This window comes from Bradyrhizobium niftali, from assembly GCF_004571025.1.
Taxonomy (GTDB): Bacteria; Pseudomonadota; Alphaproteobacteria; order Rhizobiales; family Xanthobacteraceae; genus Bradyrhizobium; species Bradyrhizobium niftali.
Map to the genome: position 1 here is coordinate 1 of NZ_SPQT01000033.1, position 17791 is coordinate 17791.

Consider the following 17791-nt stretch of genomic DNA (forward strand, 5'->3'; position numbering starts at 1 on the left):
CCCCTGCGGCACGCCCCGCGCCGCCGCCGCCACCGCCGCCGCCTGCTGCTCCGAAGCAGCCGTCGCCGCCTCCGGCTGCGGCCCCGCAGCAGCACGCCCCGACACCGCCGCCTCCCGCACCACCTGCGGCACGTCCGGCGCCGACTCCGCCTCCTCCCGCGGCACGTCCGACTCCGACGCCTCCGCCGCCGCCTCCTGCGGGCCCCGCGGCGCGGCCCGCGCCTGCGCCCACGGCGACGCCCGCGGCTCCTCCGCCCGCAGCGCCGACGGCCCGCCCCGGCTCGCCTGCGCCGGCAGCCACTCCCGCTCCGACGCCGACACCCGCACCGACAGCAACACCTGCGCCGACCGCGACGCCGGCTCCGGGCAGCACACCCGGCGCTCCGCCGGTTGGACGCCCCGGTGCACCGCCGCCCGGCGTACGTCCCGGTTCGCCTCCGGCGGCAGGATCGCCGCCAGCTCCAGGCGCTACGCCGGCTCCAACGACCACGCCGGCACCCGGTGGCGCGACGCCGCCATCCGGACGTCCGGGTCCTGCACCGACGCCCGCGCCCGGCGCGGCGACCCCGGCTCCGACGGCAACGCCGGCCCCCGGCGGCGCTCTGACACCGCCGCCCGGACGTCCCGGTGCAGGACCGACGCCCGGACCCCAGGGTGGAACGCCTCCTGCTGGCGCGCCCGCGGCCGGAACTCCGGCTGCCCCGCCCCAGGCCGGCGGCCTCCCGGCCCGGCCCGCGGCCGGTGCCGCAACGCCGAGCACAGTGCCGGGTTCGGCGGCCGCAACGCCGCCACCCAACAGGGCGCAATTCGCAGCACCGACGGTTACGCCTGCCTTCCAGGCCGCGCCGACAGTCGTCGCACCGCTGCCACCTCCGCCGCGGCCGCCGCAGCGTGACCTGACACCGCTCGCGATCGGTGCAGGCGTCGTGGCTGGCGCCGTGATCGGCGCGACCATCGCCGACTACCGCAACCAGCGACACGAGAGCATCGAGGGTGGCCGCACCATCTACACCGAACCGGATCGCATCATCATCCGCGATCCGGGCGGGCAGGCCTACGTCCGCGGCAACGATCTCTATCGCTTCCGCTACGGCGCCCGAGATATCCGCACCGACACCATCGGCGGCGATACCCGCACCGTCGTGATCCGTCCCGATGGCAGCGAGATCATCACGGTGGTCGGTCCGGACGGTCGGTTGCTGCGACGAATCCGCCGGGACCCCGCCGGGCGCGAGATCATCATCATCGACAACAGCTACCGCGATCCGCGGTCGGTTGGCGGTTTCTATGTCGATGCGCCGCCGCCGGTCGTGAACATTCCCTACGATCGCTACATCGTCGACGCCCAGGAAGCGTCGCCGGACGTGATCTACCAGACGATGGTGGCACCGCCGGTGCAACGGATCGATCGTCGCTACACGCTCGACGAGATCCGCTACAGCCCCAATGTTCGCATGCAAATGCCGAGCATCGACGTCAACACGATCAACTTCGAAACGGGATCGTGGACGATCCCACCGGATCAGGCGGAGAAGCTGCAGGCGATCGCCGACGGTCTCAACCGTGCGATCCAGGCCAACCCGCGCGTGGTATTCCTGATCGAAGGTCACACCGACGCGGTCGGCAACGAGGTCGACAATCTGTCATTGTCGGACCGTCGTGCGCAGTCCGCGGCCGAATTGCTGACCCAGCAGTTCAGCGTGCCATCGGAGAACCTGACGTCGCAGGGCTATGGCGAGCAGTATCTGAAGGAGCAGACGCAAGGGCCGAGCCTGATCAACCGGCGCGTCACCATCCGCAACATCACGCCGCTGCTCAACGGCGGGCAGGCCTCGCTGCCGCCGCCCCCGCCCGGCACCGCGCCGCCGCGGTAAGGCGACCCACAAATGCAAAATGGCCGGGAGCAATCCCGGCCATTTTTGTTTGAGTCGCGCGGGGCGGCTACTGCCCGGCGGCCAGACCGAGCGCTTCGACCATGACGCGAAAGACTTCGGTATTATCCATCGAGCCGTGCACGCGCTCGCTGCCCGGCCCGGTCGCCGTCAGGATGACATCCTCGCCCGAATGCACGCTGGCGCCGATCATCGCCGACAGATTGCCGGGACGCAGCACTGCTCCCGGGACATCCTTGTATTTGTCGTTGGCCTTGAAGGTCCCGTCGTCGCCGGCCTTGACGGTCGGCTCGTTGGGATTGTCGAGCTTGGGGCGGAAGGTCTCATAGTGATCCGGCAGGCTGGCCGAGAAGATGGCGAGCCGGCGGCTCACATCGACGCGTGACGGATAGCCCTCGGCATCCGGAGCCGGATAATTCGGGAATCCGGCCTGCTCGTAGACGCCGACGCGCTCGCGCAGCGGCACGTTGGGCGTCGTGCCCATGTCGTCGTTGACCGTTCCGACAAGGCTGTTGGGGTGATTGTGGTCCGCCAGCACCAGGATGAGGGTGTCGTCGCCGCGCGCACGCGCCCATTCGCGCGTCTGGCGCACTGCATTATCCAGCATGATCGTGTCGTAGACCGCCCGCTCCATGTCGAGCAGATGCGCGTATTTGTCGATCAGCCCGGATTCGACCATCAGGAAGAAGCCGGTGTCGTTTCTCGAGAGGATGTTCAGCGCGGCCTGCACCTGCTCGGTCAGGTCGGGCTGCTCCGGAAACTTCTTCACGCCGCCGCCCTTGAGGAATTTGCGGTCGAGCACGCCGTCCATGTTTCCGGTGGCGAACAGCCCGAGCAGCCTGCTCGTCTCCGGCTTTGCGGCGGAAACGCCGAGCTCGCTTGCGGTCGTCGCGACCTGATAGCCTGCGTCGCGAAACTTCGCGATGTAGTCGGCCTCGTCCTTGCGTTTGGAGCCGGCGGCCGACTTCGGCAGGAAATTCGCACTGCCGCCGCCCATCAGCACATCCGGCTTGGCAGCGAAAAACTGCTCGACGATCTCGTCATAGGCGGCGCGCCGGCGCGTGTGCGCAACCATCGCAGCCGGCGTCGCGTCTTCGATCTCGGTGTTGGTGACGATGCCGATCGCCATGCCGTTGCGTCTCCGGGCAAGGCTGGTGATGGTTTCGACCCTGGGATCGTCGAACGGGCTTGCGGTGCGGTCCGCATAGACGCCCAGCGCGTTGACGGCGCTCTTGTGGCCGGTCGCATAGGCACTGGCCGAGTTTGCGGAATCGGTGATGATGGAGTCCGAGCCAGCGGTCGCCACCAGCGCCATATGGGGCATGTCGTCAATCGCGAGCTTGCCGCGGCTCTTGCCCTCCGCAATGCCCTTGGACAGGATTCGCGCTGCGACCCGATGCGCCGGCGACATGCCGTCGCCGATGAACAGGATGACGTTCTTCGCCTTGCGCGGACCGGTCTCGTAAACCGTCCACGCGATGCTGCGCTGATGCGTGCCGTCGCTCACGTCCACCGTAACGGTGCCGGGCTTGGCCAGTGTGACGTCGCGCAGGATCAGCGCCGACTGGTCCTTGCCGTCCTCGCGCTCGACGAAGGTCCCGGCGCGGCCGAACATTTCGGCATAGTCCGCACCGTTCACCGTCACCTTCAGCCTGGCCGGATCGACCGGCCCGGGAAATTCAACCTTGAAGTCGAATTTGGCGCCGGCCAGAATCTCGGCGCGATCGATCGGATAGATCGTCTGCGCCGACAATGACGACGTCCAACAGAGGACGATGAGAGAGGCTAGTGCCGATCCCTTGACCATGCTCGATGCTCCGCGATTCCGTTCCGGGAAGGAACGGGAAGCCTAGCGATCGCGCATGACACCGTCATTAAGCCGTGCGTCGCCCGGTCGGGCGACCATAGGCCTCAGCCCTTGTCGTTCTCGAGCCGGAAGATCTGCGAGCCTTCGCTGCCCGAGAGCAGGCCAGTGTCGCTGTAGAGCTTCAGCTTGGTGCGCGTGTCGGCGATGTCGAGGTTGCGCATGGTGAGCTGACCGATGCGGTCGGCCGGCGAGAAGGCGGCGTCCTCGACCTTCTCCATGCTGAGCCGCTCCGGCGCATAGGTGAGGTTCGGGCTCTCGGTGTTGAGGATCGAGTAGTCGTTGCCGCGGCGCAGCTCCAGCGTCACCTCGCCGGTGACGGCACGCGCGACCCAGCGCTGCGCGGTCTCGCGCAGCATCAGGGCCTGCGAATCGAACCAGCGGCCCTGGTAGAGCAGGCGACCGAGACGCATGCCGCTGATGCGGTACTGCTCGATCGTGTCCTCGTTGTGGATCCCGGTGACGAGGCGCTCATAGGCGATGTGCAGCAGCGCCATGCCGGGCGCCTCATAGATGCCGCGGCTCTTGGCCTCGATGATGCGGTTCTCGATCTGGTCGCTCATGCCGAGGCCGTGGCGGCCGCCGATGGCATTGGCTTCGAGGAACAGCGCGACGGGATCGCTGAAGGTCTGGCCGTTCAGCGCCGTCGGCTGGCCTTCCTCGAAGCGCACCACGACCTTCTCGGCCTTGACGGCGCAATCGTCGCGCCAGAACGGCACGCCCATGATCGGGTTGACGATCTTGATGCCGCTGTCGAGGCTCTCGAGATCCTTGGCTTCATGCGTGGCGCCGAGCAGATTGCTGTCGGTCGAATATGCCTTCTCGGCGCTCATCTTGTAGGCGAAACCCTGGGCGGTCATGAACGCCGACATCTCGGCGCGGCCGCCGAGCTCGTCGATGAACTGCTGGTCGAGCCAGGGCTTGTAGATGCGCAGGCTCGGATTGGTGAGCAGGCCGTAGCGATAGAAGCGCTCGATGTCGTTGCCCTTGAAGGTCGAGCCGTCGCCCCAGATGTTGACGCCGTCCTCCTTCATCGCCGCGACCAGCATCGTGCCGGTGACGGCGCGCCCCAGAGGCGTGGTGTTGAAATAGGTGATGCCGCCGGTCGAGATGTGGAAGGCGCCGGACTGAATCGCGGCGATGCCTTCATGGACGAGCTGCGTGCGGCAATCGACGAGTACGGCCTTCTCGGCACCGAATTCCTGCGCCTTGCGCGGGATCTCGTTGTAATCGGCTTCATCGGGCTGGCCGAGATTGGCGGTATAGGCGTAGCAGCGCGCGCCCTTCTGCTTCATCCAGAGCAGTGCCGCGCTGGTGTCGAGACCGCCCGAAAATGCGATGCCGACTTTCTCACCCTTGGGCAGGCTTTTCAGGATCGTGGTCATGGGGCTTCCAATCGGGTCTCAAGGGGCTGATGGCGGTTGCGGGTCGACCGGGCGAATATCAAATTTCGCAGGGCTCGGCACGCATTTAATGGCTCAAACTGACGGCTCGGGACCCGTCTTGCGGCCGAACAGGCGCTGGCGGAGCCGGTAGCCGGGCGAGGCCAGCCGCGTCAGGGCGGCATCGACCGCTGCGTCGGAGAACCGGGTCCGCGGCCAGCGGTAGATCATGGCGTAGGCGAACCAGATCACGACGAAGGTGACGAGGCCGGCGATCGAGACATCGGTGAAGAAGTGCCCGCCGAAGGCCATGCGCAGCCCTGACGTCACAAGACCGAACACCACGGCGCCGGCATAGGCGAGCGGCCGCCATGCCGGCGGGGCCAGCGCGGCAGGGGCCAGCGTCCAGAACGCGGTCGCGCCCTCGCCCGAGAAGAACGAGCAATTGCGCGCGCAGCCGCCGCGCGGATCCCACCATGGCACAAACTGCTGATCGCCGGCAAACTGCGTCACCACCACCGGGCGCGGCCGGCCCCAATAGGTCTTGAAGGTGAGGTTGGTGAGGATTCCGGCCGACAGCGTGATCGTCACCAGCAGGAAGATCACCGCGCGCCCCGACACGATCAGCGGCCGGTCCGGGCGGAACAGCTTGACCACGAGCGCCACCAGGGAGGGCAGCACGAACGCCCAGGCGATCCACATCGCCGCATCACGCGCGACGCCGGCCCAGCCGCTCGATTTGAGCGGAAAGGTCCTGGTTGCGGGATCGAAGAACAGCGCGGCGAACTTGAGATCGAGTTCGGGATAGAGGCCGAAAACGACGCCGATCACGAGCCACAGCGCCAGGGCGATGAAGAGTCCGGTCCGGTTCATGCCGCGCGGTTTAGCGGAGTGGGGAGGGGATGAAAACCCTTTCACCGTCATTCCGGGGCGGCTCGCAGAGCCGAACTCCGGTGCGCCCTTGCGCACCTGAGAATCTCGAGATTCCGGGTTCAGTCCGACGGACTGCCCCGGAATGACAGCGCCAAACTATCGCGCATCCGGCCTTGAATGCGACGGCAACGGCGGAGGCGGCTTGTGCGGGGGCGGCGGATTGCGCCAGGCGCCGGCGTTGCGGCCGGCGATCAGCCAGTAGACCACGCCGGCGACGATGCCGGCGCCGGTCATGATCTCGAGGTGACGCCGCACGACGCCCTCGAACTGGAACGTGTCGGAGTGAAAGGGAACGAGGCCGAGGTAGCAGGCGAGCCCCACGAGCCCGCCGCCGACGGCGTAGGCCAGCGCGCTGCGGATGTAGAGCGCTTCAGTTATCGCGACGATCACCGCCGCCGGCACCAGCGCAAAGCCGGAGACGAAGATGAAACCGAAGCCGAGCAGGATGTCGATCGTGCCTTGATCGACGGGACCTGCGCCGAGATCGGCGAACTCCGGAAACAGCAGCGCGACGACCACGATCATGCCGCCGACGAAGCAGGCGGCGAGAAAGCCGATGAAGATGACGACGAGGCGGCCGATCAGGGACATGAGATAAGCAAGTTGCCGATCAACGACATCGCCACGCTCTCAACCGTCATGCCCGGGCTTGACCCTGGCATCCACGACTTTCTCACTTGCGGCTCGACGTGGATGGCCGGGTCAAGCCCGGCCATGACGGGCGCTGAGAACGCCGCCATCATCAATCCGTCATCGCCATGGCGCGCAACGTCTGGCGTTCGCGGGCCGAGAGCTTTTCGGTCTCCGACTTGAGCTGGCCGCAGGCGGCGAGGATGTCGCGGCCGCGCGGGGTGCGCACCGGCGAGGAATAGCCGGCGTTGAAGATGTATTCGGAGAATTTTTCGATCTGATCCCAGTCCGAGCATTCATAGGCGGTGCCGGGCCAGGGATTGAACGGGATCAGGTTGATCTTGGCGTGAATGCCCTTGAGCAGCTTCACCAGCAGCTTCGCATCGTCGAGCGAATCGTTGACGCCCTTGAGCATCACATATTCGAAGGTGATGCGGCGTGCGTTCGAGGCGCCGGGATAGTCGCGGCAGGCCTGGAGCAGCTCCTTGATGGGATATTTGCGGTTGAGCGGCACGAGCTCGTTGCGCAGCTCGTCGCGCACCGCGTGCAGCGAGATCGCAAGCATGACGCCGATCTCCTCGCCCGCGCGCACGATGTTCGGCACCACGCCCGAGGTCGACAGCGTGATGCGGCGGCGGGAGATGCCGATGCCTTCGTTGTCGCCGACGATCAGCAGCGCATCGCGCACGGCGTCGAAATTGTAGAGCGGCTCGCCCATGCCCATCATCACGATGTTGGTGACGCGGCGCGTGCCGTCCTCGCGATCGGCCCAGTCATTCAGGCGATCACGCGCAACCATGATCTGACCAACGATCTCGCCGGCGGTGAGGTTGCGCACCAGGCGCTGCGTGCCGGTGTGGCAGAACGAGCAATTCAGCGTGCAACCGACCTGCGAGGAGACGCAGAGCGTGCCGCGGTCGGTCTCGGGGATGTAGACGCACTCGACTTCATGCGCCTTCTCGACATTGTCACCGCTCGGCAGCCGCAGCAGCCATTTGCGGGTGCCGTCGTTGGAGATCTGCTCGGCCACGACTTCGGGCCGGTCCACCGTGAAGTGCTGTGCGAGCTCGGCGCGAATGCCCTTCGAGATCGACGTCATCTCGTCGAAATTCTGGGCGCCACGGAAATACATCCAGTGCCACAGCTGCTGCACGCGCATCTTGCGCTGCGCAGGTGCGACGCCGATCTCACCGAGCCGGTCGGCAAGCTCGTTGCGCGACAGGCCGATGAGCGAGGGCCTCGCCGGCGGCACATAGGTTTCGAGCGGAGTCTTCTCCACCAATGTTGCGTTGTGCGGCTCGGTCGTCGTTTGCATCAGATGGGCCTAATTGCTTGGTCGTTCCGGGATGGTCCGAAGGACCAGACCCGGAACCTCGAGATTCCGGGTTCGATGCTGCGCATCGCCCCGGAATGACGGAAAAACTTGGAACCGGCCCTATATAGCAACCGCAGCCGCCGATTACGACCGTAGAGCTACTGTCGGCAGATAAAGCCTTAACGCCGGCAATCCTGAGAGATCTTGTCGAGCGCCTGGGCGAGGCCCTTCAGCGAAAACGTGTCGGTCGTCTCCGTTCCCTTGGCCGAGACGCCTTTGACCACGAGATCGGCGGATTTGCGCATGGCTTCGACCATCCGCTCCTCCTCGGCCGCGTTCTTGATCCAGAGGCCGTCGCCCTGCGTGTACATGGCGAAAGCGGCGCCGCCGACCTCGACCGAGGATTCCGATCCCGGCTTCAGCGCGTAGCCGATCATCACCGAGACTTCGTTGTTCACCTTCTCGGCCGGCCGGGTCGAGACGAAGGCATAGGCGGGATCACGCGGCCGGTTCGGCGGATTGGTCTTCGACGACGAAGGCTTGGCCAGTGCAAAGCAGACCTTCTTGCCGTTGGGCGTGGCCGAATAGGCGCCCCAGGTGCCGAACTGGCCGATCAGGGTCGGCTCCGCGCCGCCCGCAACCGCCGCCGCCGGGGCCACCGGCTTGCTCTCGGGTTTCGTTGCGGTCTTTGCGGCCGTATTGGGCGCCGGCGCAGCCGCTTTCGGTGCAGACTCTTTCGGTGCAGACTTGGGCGCCGGTTGCGCCGTCTGTGCCCGCGCGGAATCAGTGATCCCCCACGCCGTCACGCCGGCCATCAAAGCCAAAAATAGCACCCGCCACATGCTGGAGTGGTTCCCTCAATATTGTGACTGGAAGATGGCCCGGCCGCGCATTGTCCCCGCGGCAGGGATAGCCGGGAAAGTCCAATTTGGGAAGGCAGTTAGCGGGTTAGCAACAGCTAGCCTCGGGATCGCGCGGCGCGCTGGTCGGCCCATTGCGCGTCGGTCCAGCCGAGCAGGTCCTCGGCGCCCGAACTGCGCAAATGGGCGCCACCGTCGATCACCACCATCTCGCCGTTGATGTAGCCGGCGCGGTCGGAGACCAGGAAGCAGGCGAGATCGGCGAGCTCGCTGTGGTCCCCGGTCCGGCCAAGCGGGTTCCGCGCGGTCCAGCCGTCGTCGCGGCCCTCGGGGCGGAGCTGACCGGATGCTCCGGCGGTCGGGAACGGACCCGGCGCGATTGCGACAGTGCGGATGCCCTTCGGGCCCCACTCCACTGCCAGGCTCTTGGTCATCGCCAGCACCGCCGACTTCGCCATCGCGGACGGCACGGTGAAGGCGCGGCCGGTGATGGTCGAGGTCGAGAGGATCGAGAGCACGACGCCGCCGCGCTTGCCGTCGATCCAGCGTTTGCCGGCAGCGAGCGTGCAATACATCGCGCCATGCAGCGTCGGCGCCAGAATCGCATCCGCGGCGCGGAAGGAGAGATGTTCGCTCTGGGCAATGAAGGTCGCTGCGGCATTGTTGACGAGAATGTCGAGCGGCGCCTCGCGCCAGATCGCGTCCATCATGCTCTCGACGGCGGCTCCGTCGCGGATATCGCAGGCGATGGTCGTGACCTTGCCGCTGGTCTGCGCGCGCATCTCGGCTGCGGTTGCCTCGAGCCGGTCGAGCTTGCGGCCGCAGATCACGAGCTCGGCGCCGAGCGCGAGGAAGCGGCGTCCCATCGCGGCACCGAGGCCCGAGCCGCCACCGGTGACGAGAATGCACTTGCCCCTCAGCAGACCCGTTTCAAACATCGTTTGAATCCTTCTTCTTTCTTTTTCGTCATTGCGAGCGAAGGGAAGCAATCCAGACTATTTCCGCAGGACGGATTCTGGATTGCTTCGCTGCGCGCGCAATGACGCAAGGATAGGCCTGCGCGCTCCCTTAGACAAAGAATCCGGATTGTAGGCCTGCGCTAAATCCGGCAGAAACGAGCCAACTATAATTCCACCTCGAAACGCCTGGGTGCCGCCATGAAAGCCATTCTCTGCTCGCAATATTGCCAGCCCGACGATCTCGTGCTCGCCGAGGTGCCGGATCCGGTGGCAGGTCCCGGCGAGGCCGTGATCGCGATCAAGGCGGCGGCGCTGAACTTCTTCGACATCCTGATGATTCAGGGCAAGTACCAGATCAAGCCGCCGTTCCCGTTCTCGCCGGCCGCGGAAGTCGCCGGCGTGATCGAGAGCATCGGCCCCGGCGTGACCGACCTGAAGGTCGGCGATCGCGTGGTCGCCTCCTGCGGCCATAACGGCGCGCGCGAGAAGATCGCGCTGCCGGCGGCATCGATCGTGAAGATCCCGGACAATCTCGATTACGACCGCGCGGCCGGCATCATCATCATCTACGGCACTGCGCTGCATGCGCTGGAAGATCGCGCCAGCCCCAAGCCCGGTGAGACGCTCGCGGTGCTCGGCGCGGCCGGCGGCACGGGCCTCGCCGCCTGCGAGCTCGGCAAGCTGATGGGCCTCAAGGTGATCGCCTGCGCCTCGTCGGACGAGAAGCTCGAATTCGCGAAAGCCCATGGCGCCGAGCTCACGCTGAACTACGGCAAGGAAGATTTGAAGGAAGGCCTGCGCAGGCTCACGGATGGCAAGGGCGTCGACATCATCTTCGATCCGGTTGGTGGCGCGTATGCCGAGCAGGCGCTGCGCTCGATCGCCTGGGAAGGCCGCTTCCTCGTGATCGGCTTTGCCGCCGGCGACATTCCGAAGATGCCGCTGAACCTCGCGCTTCTGAAGGGCTGCGACATCCGCGGCGTGTTCTGGGGCGCCTGGACTCGGCTCAATCCCGCCAAGAACCGCGCCAATCTCGAGAAGCTCGTGAAGTGGACGGCCGAAGGCAAGATCTCATCGCATGTCGATCGCACCTTCCCGCTGGCACAGACCGCGGACGCGCTGAAGGTGCTCGCGGGACGCCAGGCCATGGGCAAGGTGATCCTGCATCCGTGAGATGATGCGGGCGACGGCGCGACGCTGTCGCTACGCACACACCTGTCATCGCCCGCCTTGGGCGCTCTTGCGCACCGGGGCGGGCGATCCAGCATTCCAGAGGCGGTCGCGATTGAACCGAGAGGCCGCAGCGTCCCGGATGCCGCGGTCAAGCCGGGGCGGCGGAGTGCGCGGCAGCGTGAACAACGCTGACTTCGCGCAGAATTGCGCGCAACCGCCTGGTAGCGCCTTCTCAACCATCATCGCCAAAATTGCGGTGCACTCCCCCGCGCCGCCCGAATCAAACCCAAATTTTTCCCGATTCGCCCCAACCGTTGTCGCTTTTTAGGCTGATTCAAATTGCGATTTACCGGTTCCAGTCTGCAGGGCGCTCCTGGACAAAAACAAGAAAACTAAAACCGGCATTGCCCCGCGTTGTGTCAGTATTTGGGGGAAGCATCACCATGGAGACGACGGCATTCCGTCCGTCCTGGGGGTCGAGGGCGCTCGACTCCGAACAAGCGGCATCACATCCGTCCACCGCATCCTACATTCGTGCGCGCGCTGAACGGATCGATCCTTCATCGCACGATCCCATGCCACTGTTCTTGTCCGATCCGCTCAGCGCGCCGGATCCACGGGAATTCGCGCCATTGGCCGTGCGCACCAGGGCCAGAAGCGTCCGGCGCATTCTCGCTGCCGTGCTCGCTGCGTCGGTCATCGCGGTCCCGATCGCGCTGTTTTGGTCCGACATCAACCGGCTGCTCACCATCGACAGCACGTCGTGGATCGGCGCGGCCGCGAACGAGGCCGCGGCTCCCGCCAATCCGCCCGCCGCACGGCAGGGTCCGGTCAAGGATGCCGCGCGTGTGACCAACACGATGCTGGCGAGCGCTGAGGCGCAGGATGTTCCTGCACCGGCGGCGCCGAGCCGCGAGGCGATCGCAACCGCCTATCAGAGCGCGCTCCAGGCTCAGGCACCCGCGTCTATACCGGCACCGGTCGCCGCACAGCCCGCGCCACCGCCGCCAGCCAGGAGCCTCGACGCCGACACCTTGGCCGGCTTGATGGCGCGCGCCAAGAGCCTGTTGACCATCGGCGACATCGCCGCGGCGCGGCTGCTGCTTGAGCGCGCGGCGAATGCGCAGGATGCGACGGCGGCGTTCCTGCTGGCGCAGACCTACGATCCAGCCGTCCTGGGCACCAAGGACACGCGGAGCATCACCGCCGACGCCGTCGCCGCACGCGACTGGTACCAGCGGGCCGCCAGCCTCGGATCGGCGGAAGCGCGAAAGCGCCTCACCCAACTCTCGAACTAGAACTCTTCAGAGGATATCATGCGTAACGCTTTGGGAATGGCGCTTGCCGCCATCATGACGATCTGCGCGTTCGCGGCACGCGCCGATCAGACCGAATACGATCCAGCCAAGGTCTCGGACAGCCTGAAGGCGATCTTCCAGTTCGGCTCGACCTCGACCAAGCAGTCGCTGAACGCCAACACCGTCACGCTGATAACAGGCACGATCGGCGGCACCTATGTGCAGTTCGGCGCCGACCTCGCCTCGGTGCTCGACGACGGCAACAAGATCCGCGTGCTGCCGATCGTCGGCCGCGGCTCGGTGCAGAGCGTCGCCGACATCCTGTTCCTGCAAGGCGTCGATCTCGGCATCGTGCGCGCCGACACGCTCGACTATCTCGAGCGCAAGGGCTTTGCGAAGGACATCAAGAAACAGTTCACCTATGTGACCAAGCTCTACAATGAAGAGATGCAGGTCATCGCGCCGAAGTCGATCGCGACGCTGAAGGATCTCGAGGGCAAGAAGGTCAGCGTCGATCTGCCCAATGGCGGGACCTTCGTCACCGCGCTGACAGTGTTCGAGCGGCTCGGGATCAAGGCGAACTTCGTCTATGTCGAGCAACGCATCGCGATGGAGAAGCTGAAGGCCGGCGAGATCGACGCCGTCATCGTGGTCGGCGGCAAGCCGTACAAATCGGTCTCGACCTTCGGCAATGACGGCCGCTTCCATCTTGCGAAGGTCGACTATGCAAAGCCGCTCCAGAGCGACTATCTGCCGGCGACGCTGACCGCAAAGGACTATCCGAACCTGATCAAGGAGGGCGAGAGCGTGGACACGATCGCGGTGCCTGCGGTGCTGGCGGCCTATAACTGGGCGCCCAACACCGAGCGCTATCGCAAGCTCGCGCTGTTCGTGGACGCGTTCTTCACGAAATTCCCCGCGCTCCAGAACCCACCCTTCCATCCCAAGTGGAAGGAGGTCTCGCTCGCGGCGCCCCTGTCCGGCTGGAACAGATTGCCGGTGGCGCAGCAATGGCTCGACAAGCACGGCGTCGAGCCGGTGACCCGCCAGCGCTTCGAGGCGTTCCTGAAGCAGAGTCCGACGGCAGCGAACGTTTCTGATGCGGACAAGGAAAAGCTGTTCAGACAGTTCCAGGCATGGGACGCGGAGAAGGCGCGAGCGCAGGCGGAGAAGAAGTAGCGGTTGTCGTTGCGACCAGTAGTGTCGCAGGCGCTAGCCACGCACTCACTGTCATCGCCCGGCTCGACCGGGCGATCCAGTACTCCGAAGCGCCAGTGATTGAACCGAGAGGCCGCGGCGTACTGGATTCCCCGCCGGAGCCTGTCATCGGGCTCGCCGAAGGCGAGACCCGGTGGCGGGGAATGACAGCGGAGTGTGTGGCGCCACGCTACTGCGCGGCTCTCGCTTCCGCCTCGTCCACGCCCCGCTTCAGCGCGGCGCGGGCGGCTTCGCGGTGCTCCGTCGTGATGTGGCTGGCGACCATGCGGATGGCGGTGGCGAGCACGGCGGCATCATCGGTGAAGCCGAGGATCGGCATCACGTCGGGGACGAAATCGAACGGCAGGATGAAATAGGCGATCGCCCCCAGCAACGACGCCTGGACATGGCGCGGAGTCTGCCGGTCGAACGCGCAGTAGTAGGCTGCGAGCAGGTCTTCGGCGAACGGCAGATGCGCGGCGACACGCTTCAGCTTGCGCCAGAAGCGGCGGCGAACGCCTTCACGATCTTCCGCGAGCCGATCGGCCGGCTCAAAGCCGACGCTGTGTTCGGCAGCCATGCTCCAGAACTCCCCGTTCCGCCGGGAGCGGCGGATCGCCGCATCCCCTGCTGATCACAAGATGGGGATGCAGCCGGTCGCTGCAAGACGTCAGCCCGGTGTAAGCTTGGCGATGGCGTTCATCGCCCTGGCGAGCTCGATGTCGAGCGCCGTGACGCCGCCGGCGTCATGGGTCGACAGCACCACCTCCACGGTCTTGTAGACGTTGCGCCATTCGGGGTGATGATCCATCTTCTCGGCGACCAGCGCCGCGCGGGTCATGAAGCCGAAGGCTTCGTTGAAATCCTTGAAGACAAAGGTTTTCCCGATGGCGTCGCGGCCCGAAACTTCGGTCCAATCAGGTATTCCGCCCAGCGCCTGCTTGCGCGCCTCCGTCGTCAGCCGTTCTGCCATGATCGTCTCCGTGCTTCAGGGGAACTTTACCCTAACACCGTGCTTACGCCCGGGTTCATGCGGGATTTGCCCCATCCGCTAACCATGACGGAGAAGTAACCCCGCCGGACAAGAAATTTGCTACAATTGCGGGCGTAAATCGCCGGCCAAGATGAAACTGAGCCTCAAGCGCCTGTTTGGGAGATCGATGACCGGGGGATTGGACCTGGCCGAAGCGCCCACCCCGCCTTCGCCGCGATCATCGGCGCGGAAGACGGCACTCGTGTCTCTGGCGCTGGTGCTTGCGATCATCGGCGCGCTTGTCGGCGGCTACTATTTCGCGATGCGCCCTGTGACGCTGAAGATCGCGGTCGGTCCGGCCAATAGCGACGACCTCAAGGTCGTGCAGGCGCTGACGCAGGCTTTCGCGCAGCACAAGAACTATGTGCGGCTACGCCCGATCCAGACCGACGGCGCCACCGCCAGCGCCGATGCGCTCGCGGAAAACAAGGTCGATCTCGCCATCGTGCGCGGCGACGTCGACGTGCCGAAGAATGCGCAAGCCGTCGCGACCCTGCGCAAGAACGTCGTGGTGCTGTGGTCCGTGCCCGGCAAGGGCAAGAAGAAGGGCGCCAAGATCACCAAGATCGCGCAGCTCGCCGGCCATCGCGTCGGCGTGGTCGGCCGCACCCAGGCCAACGTCAACCTGCTCAAGGTGATCCTCCAGCAATACGGCGTCGATCCCGCCAAGGTCGAGATCGTGCAGTACCCGGCCAACGAAGCCGCCGAGGCGATCAAGACCCAGAAGGCCGATGCCTATCTCGCGGCCGGCCCGGTCAACAGCAAGATCACGTCGGACGTAATCGCGGCTTCCGCCAAGGACAGCGGCACGCCGACCTTCCTTGCGATCGATTCCGCGGATGCGATTGCGCAGAACCATCCGGTCTATGAAGCGTCGGAGATTCCCGCCGGCACCTATGGCGGCTCGCCCGATCGTCCCGACGACGAGGTCAAGACCATCAGCTTCTCGCACCACATCGTGGCGCGCAAAGCCGTGTCCGACACCACCATCGCGGCGTTCACGCGCCAGCTCTTCGCCGTGCGCCAGCAACTGGTGGCGGAATTCCCGATGGCGGCGAAGATCGAGACGCCCGACACCGACAAGGATGCGGTGATTCCCGTGCATCCGGGCGCAGCCGCCTTCGTCGACGGCGAGGAAAAGACCTTCCTCGACAAATACAGCGATTACATCTGGTGGACCCTGATGGCGCTCTCGGCGATGGGCTCGCTCGGCGCCTGGTTCGCGGGCTACCTGAAGAAGGACGAACGCGACAACAACAGCCACTTGCGCGACCGCTTGTTCGACATGATCGCGGCGGCGCGCAAGAGCGAGACGACGGAAGAGCTCGACCAGATGCAAACCGAGGCTGACGAAATCTTGCGCGACACGCTGCGCTGCTTCGATCACGGCGCAATCGAAGAGGGCGGGCTCACCGCCATCAACATCGTGCTCGACCAGTTCCACGCCGCCGTCGCCGACCGCAAGGCCGTGCTGTTTGCCATGCCGCAAAGCCTGCAGCGCGCAGGTGCGCAATTCAGGGCCGCCGGCAACGCGTAAACGCTTGCCCGCGTAATCGCTGCGTCACATTGTCTCAATATAGACTTTACCGTCATTCCGGAGCGCGCGTAGCGCGAATCCGGAATCTCGAGATTCCGGGTCCGGTCCTTCGGACGGCCCGGAATGACGACGCGAGATGCGCACGAGACAACCAGCGAAGCCGCCATGAACATCAAATTCTCCCGCCGCCGTTTTCTCACCACCGGGGCCGGTGCGCTCGGCGCGATCGCGATGCCGCACCTGTCGCGCGCGGCCGACCGGCCGGCGGTTACGCATGGCGTTCAGTCCGGCGACGTCACGGTCGACGGTGGCGTGGTCTGGGCGCGCACTGACCGGCCATCGCAGATGCTGGTCGAGGTGGCCACGACCGAGTCCTTCAAGGACGCGCGTGCGCTGCCGCCGATCGCGGCGCTGCCGGAGAGCGACTTCACAGCGAAGATGCTGATCGAGAACCTGCCGGGCGGACAGGACATCTTCTACCGCGTCCGCTTCCGCGACCTCTCGCACAGCGCGATCGAGGGCGAAGCCGTCATCGGCCGCTTCCGCACCGCTCCGGCCGACCGTCGCGACGTCAGCTTCGTCTGGGGCGGCGACGTCGCAGGGCAAGGCTGGGGCATCAATCCTGATGACGGCGGCATGTTCACCTTCTCCGCGATGCGCAAGCATCGCCCGGATTTTTTCCTGCACTCCGGCGACACCATCTACGCCGACGGCCCTATTCAATCCGAAGTCAAACTCGCCGACGGCAAGACCTGGAAGAACGTCACCATCCCCGAAAAGGCCAAGGTCGCGGAGACGCTGGACGAGTACCGCGCCGCGCACAAATACAATCTCACCGACGACAACGTCCGCGCCTTCAATGCCGAAGTGCCGATCTTCGTGCAGTGGGACGACCACGAGGTGACCAACAACTGGTCACTGTCGAAGGAGTTGCCGGCGTCCTACAAGGTGCGCGACATCTCGCTGCTCGCAGCCCGCGCCGGCCGCGCCTTTCACGAGATGTATCCGATGCGCGAGAGCATCGTTGAGCCGGGCCGCGTCTATCGCCGGATCTCCTACGGCCCGCATCTCGACGTGTTCGTGCTCGACGAGCGCAGCTATCGCGGCCCGAACGGCGCCAATCTCGAAACCGCCTACGGCCCCGCCAGCTACTTCCTCGGCCCGGACCAGATCACCTGGCTCAAGCGCGGCCTCCTCAACTCGCGTGCGACCTGGAAGGTGATCGCCTCCGACATGCCGCTCAGCCTCGTCGTCTCGGACACGCCGAAGGGCGGATCGGAGGCGATTGCGCAGAGCGACGGCCCGGTGCGTGGCCGCGAGTTCGAGATCGCCGACATCCTGCGCTTCATCAAGATGGCACCGATCAGCAACACGGTATGGCTGACCGCGGACGTGCACTATGCCGCCGCGCATTACTACGACCCGAACAAGGCGCAATTCCAGGATTTCGAGCCGTTCTGGGAATTCGTCTCGGGCCCGCTGCACGCAGGCACCTTCGGTCCGAACGAGCTCGACAACACGTTTGGGCCGGAGGTGCGCTTCGTCAAGGCGCCCGGCAAGGACAGCCAGAACCTGCCGCCGTCGGCCGGCATGCAGTTCTTCGGTCACGTCAAGATCGACGGCGCCTCCGGCCAGATGACGGTGACCTTGCGCGACCGCGCCGACGTCGCGCTGTGGTCGACGACGCTGGATCCGAAGCTCGCCTGAAGCCGCCTCAG

General features: G+C 65.7%; 15 protein-coding genes. 6 read left to right on the forward strand and 9 right to left on the reverse strand.

All coding sequences use genetic code 11. The features are described 5' to 3' along the window. Positions 1-1874, forward strand: a 1874-nt coding sequence (locus E4K65_RS49095) for an OmpA family protein (protein WP_235885918.1), incomplete at its 5' end; no start/stop codon positions are given. A gap of 67 nt (positions 1875-1941) precedes the next feature. Here the strand turns inward: E4K65_RS49095 and E4K65_RS38550 are convergent. The 7 genes from E4K65_RS38550 to E4K65_RS38580 all read right to left on the reverse strand — a co-directional run bounded on the left by E4K65_RS38550 (position 1942) and on the right by E4K65_RS38580 (position 9814). After that, positions 1942-3699: an alkaline phosphatase gene (locus tag E4K65_RS38550; RefSeq protein WP_135178547.1), complete on the reverse strand. Its 1758-nt coding sequence runs from the start codon at positions 3697-3699 to the stop codon at positions 1942-1944. 104 nt (positions 3700-3803) lie between these two features. Beyond that, complete coding sequence (gene argG / locus E4K65_RS38555) at positions 3804-5141, reverse strand: argininosuccinate synthase (RefSeq protein ID WP_135178548.1); 1338 nt, start codon at positions 5139-5141, stop codon at positions 3804-3806. Positions 5142-5234: 93 nt separating this feature from the next. After that, positions 5235-6011 carry a phosphatase PAP2 family protein gene (locus E4K65_RS38560; RefSeq protein ID WP_167771497.1) on the reverse strand — a complete coding sequence of 259 codons (777 nt, stop codon included), beginning with the start codon at positions 6009-6011 and terminating at the stop codon, positions 5235-5237. Between the two features lie 156 nt (positions 6012-6167). After that, positions 6168-6662 (reverse strand): hypothetical protein, encoded by a 495-nt coding sequence (locus E4K65_RS38565; protein WP_135178550.1) that lies wholly within the window; start codon positions 6660-6662, stop codon positions 6168-6170. A gap of 151 nt (positions 6663-6813) precedes the next feature. Beyond that, on the reverse strand, positions 6814-8016 hold the full coding sequence (gene rlmN / locus E4K65_RS38570; protein ID WP_027543888.1) for a dual-specificity RNA methyltransferase RlmN: 1203 nt from the start codon (positions 8014-8016) through the stop codon (positions 6814-6816). Between the two features lie 179 nt (positions 8017-8195). Beyond that, entirely contained in the window at positions 8196-8858 is a 663-nt protein-coding gene (locus E4K65_RS38575; protein WP_135178551.1) for an invasion associated locus B family protein, read from the reverse strand. Positions 8859-8974: 116 nt separating this feature from the next. Further along, complete coding sequence (locus tag E4K65_RS38580) at positions 8975-9814, reverse strand: SDR family oxidoreductase (protein WP_135178552.1); 840 nt, start codon at positions 9812-9814, stop codon at positions 8975-8977. Between the two features lie 219 nt (positions 9815-10033). Between E4K65_RS38580 and E4K65_RS38585 the strand changes: the two genes are divergently transcribed. From E4K65_RS38585 to E4K65_RS38595, 3 genes are all read left to right on the forward strand, one after another. Further along, positions 10034-11008: an NADPH:quinone oxidoreductase family protein gene (locus E4K65_RS38585; RefSeq protein ID WP_135178553.1), complete on the forward strand. Its 975-nt coding sequence runs from the start codon at positions 10034-10036 to the stop codon at positions 11006-11008. A 575-nt stretch (positions 11009-11583) separates the two neighbouring features. Beyond that, positions 11584-12306 carry a hypothetical protein gene (locus tag E4K65_RS38590; protein ID WP_235885919.1) on the forward strand — a complete coding sequence of 241 codons (723 nt, stop codon included), beginning with the start codon at positions 11584-11586 and terminating at the stop codon, positions 12304-12306. 18 nt (positions 12307-12324) lie between these two features. Next, positions 12325-13485 carry a TAXI family TRAP transporter solute-binding subunit gene (locus E4K65_RS38595; protein ID WP_135178554.1) on the forward strand — a complete coding sequence of 387 codons (1161 nt, stop codon included), beginning with the start codon at positions 12325-12327 and terminating at the stop codon, positions 13483-13485. A 208-nt stretch (positions 13486-13693) separates the two neighbouring features. Here the strand turns inward: E4K65_RS38595 and E4K65_RS38600 are convergent, their stop codons facing one another. Further along, positions 13694-14083 carry a YkvA family protein gene (locus tag E4K65_RS38600; protein WP_135178555.1) on the reverse strand — a complete coding sequence of 130 codons (390 nt, stop codon included), beginning with the start codon at positions 14081-14083 and terminating at the stop codon, positions 13694-13696. A gap of 90 nt (positions 14084-14173) precedes the next feature. Beyond that, the gene (locus E4K65_RS38605) at positions 14174-14476 is read right to left on the reverse strand and encodes a 4a-hydroxytetrahydrobiopterin dehydratase (protein WP_011083363.1); all 303 of its coding nucleotides are present in this window, start codon (positions 14474-14476) and stop codon (positions 14174-14176) included. A 151-nt stretch (positions 14477-14627) separates the two neighbouring features. Between E4K65_RS38605 and E4K65_RS38610 the strand changes: the two genes are divergently transcribed. After that, positions 14628-16073, forward strand: coding sequence for a TAXI family TRAP transporter solute-binding subunit (locus E4K65_RS38610; RefSeq protein WP_135178556.1), 1446 nt, complete (start codon positions 14628-14630; stop codon positions 16071-16073). Between the two features lie 165 nt (positions 16074-16238). Beyond that, positions 16239-17780, forward strand: a complete 1542-nt coding sequence (locus E4K65_RS38615) for an alkaline phosphatase D family protein (RefSeq protein WP_167771507.1) — start codon at positions 16239-16241, stop codon at positions 17778-17780. Positions 17781-17791 lie beyond the last annotated feature (11 nt).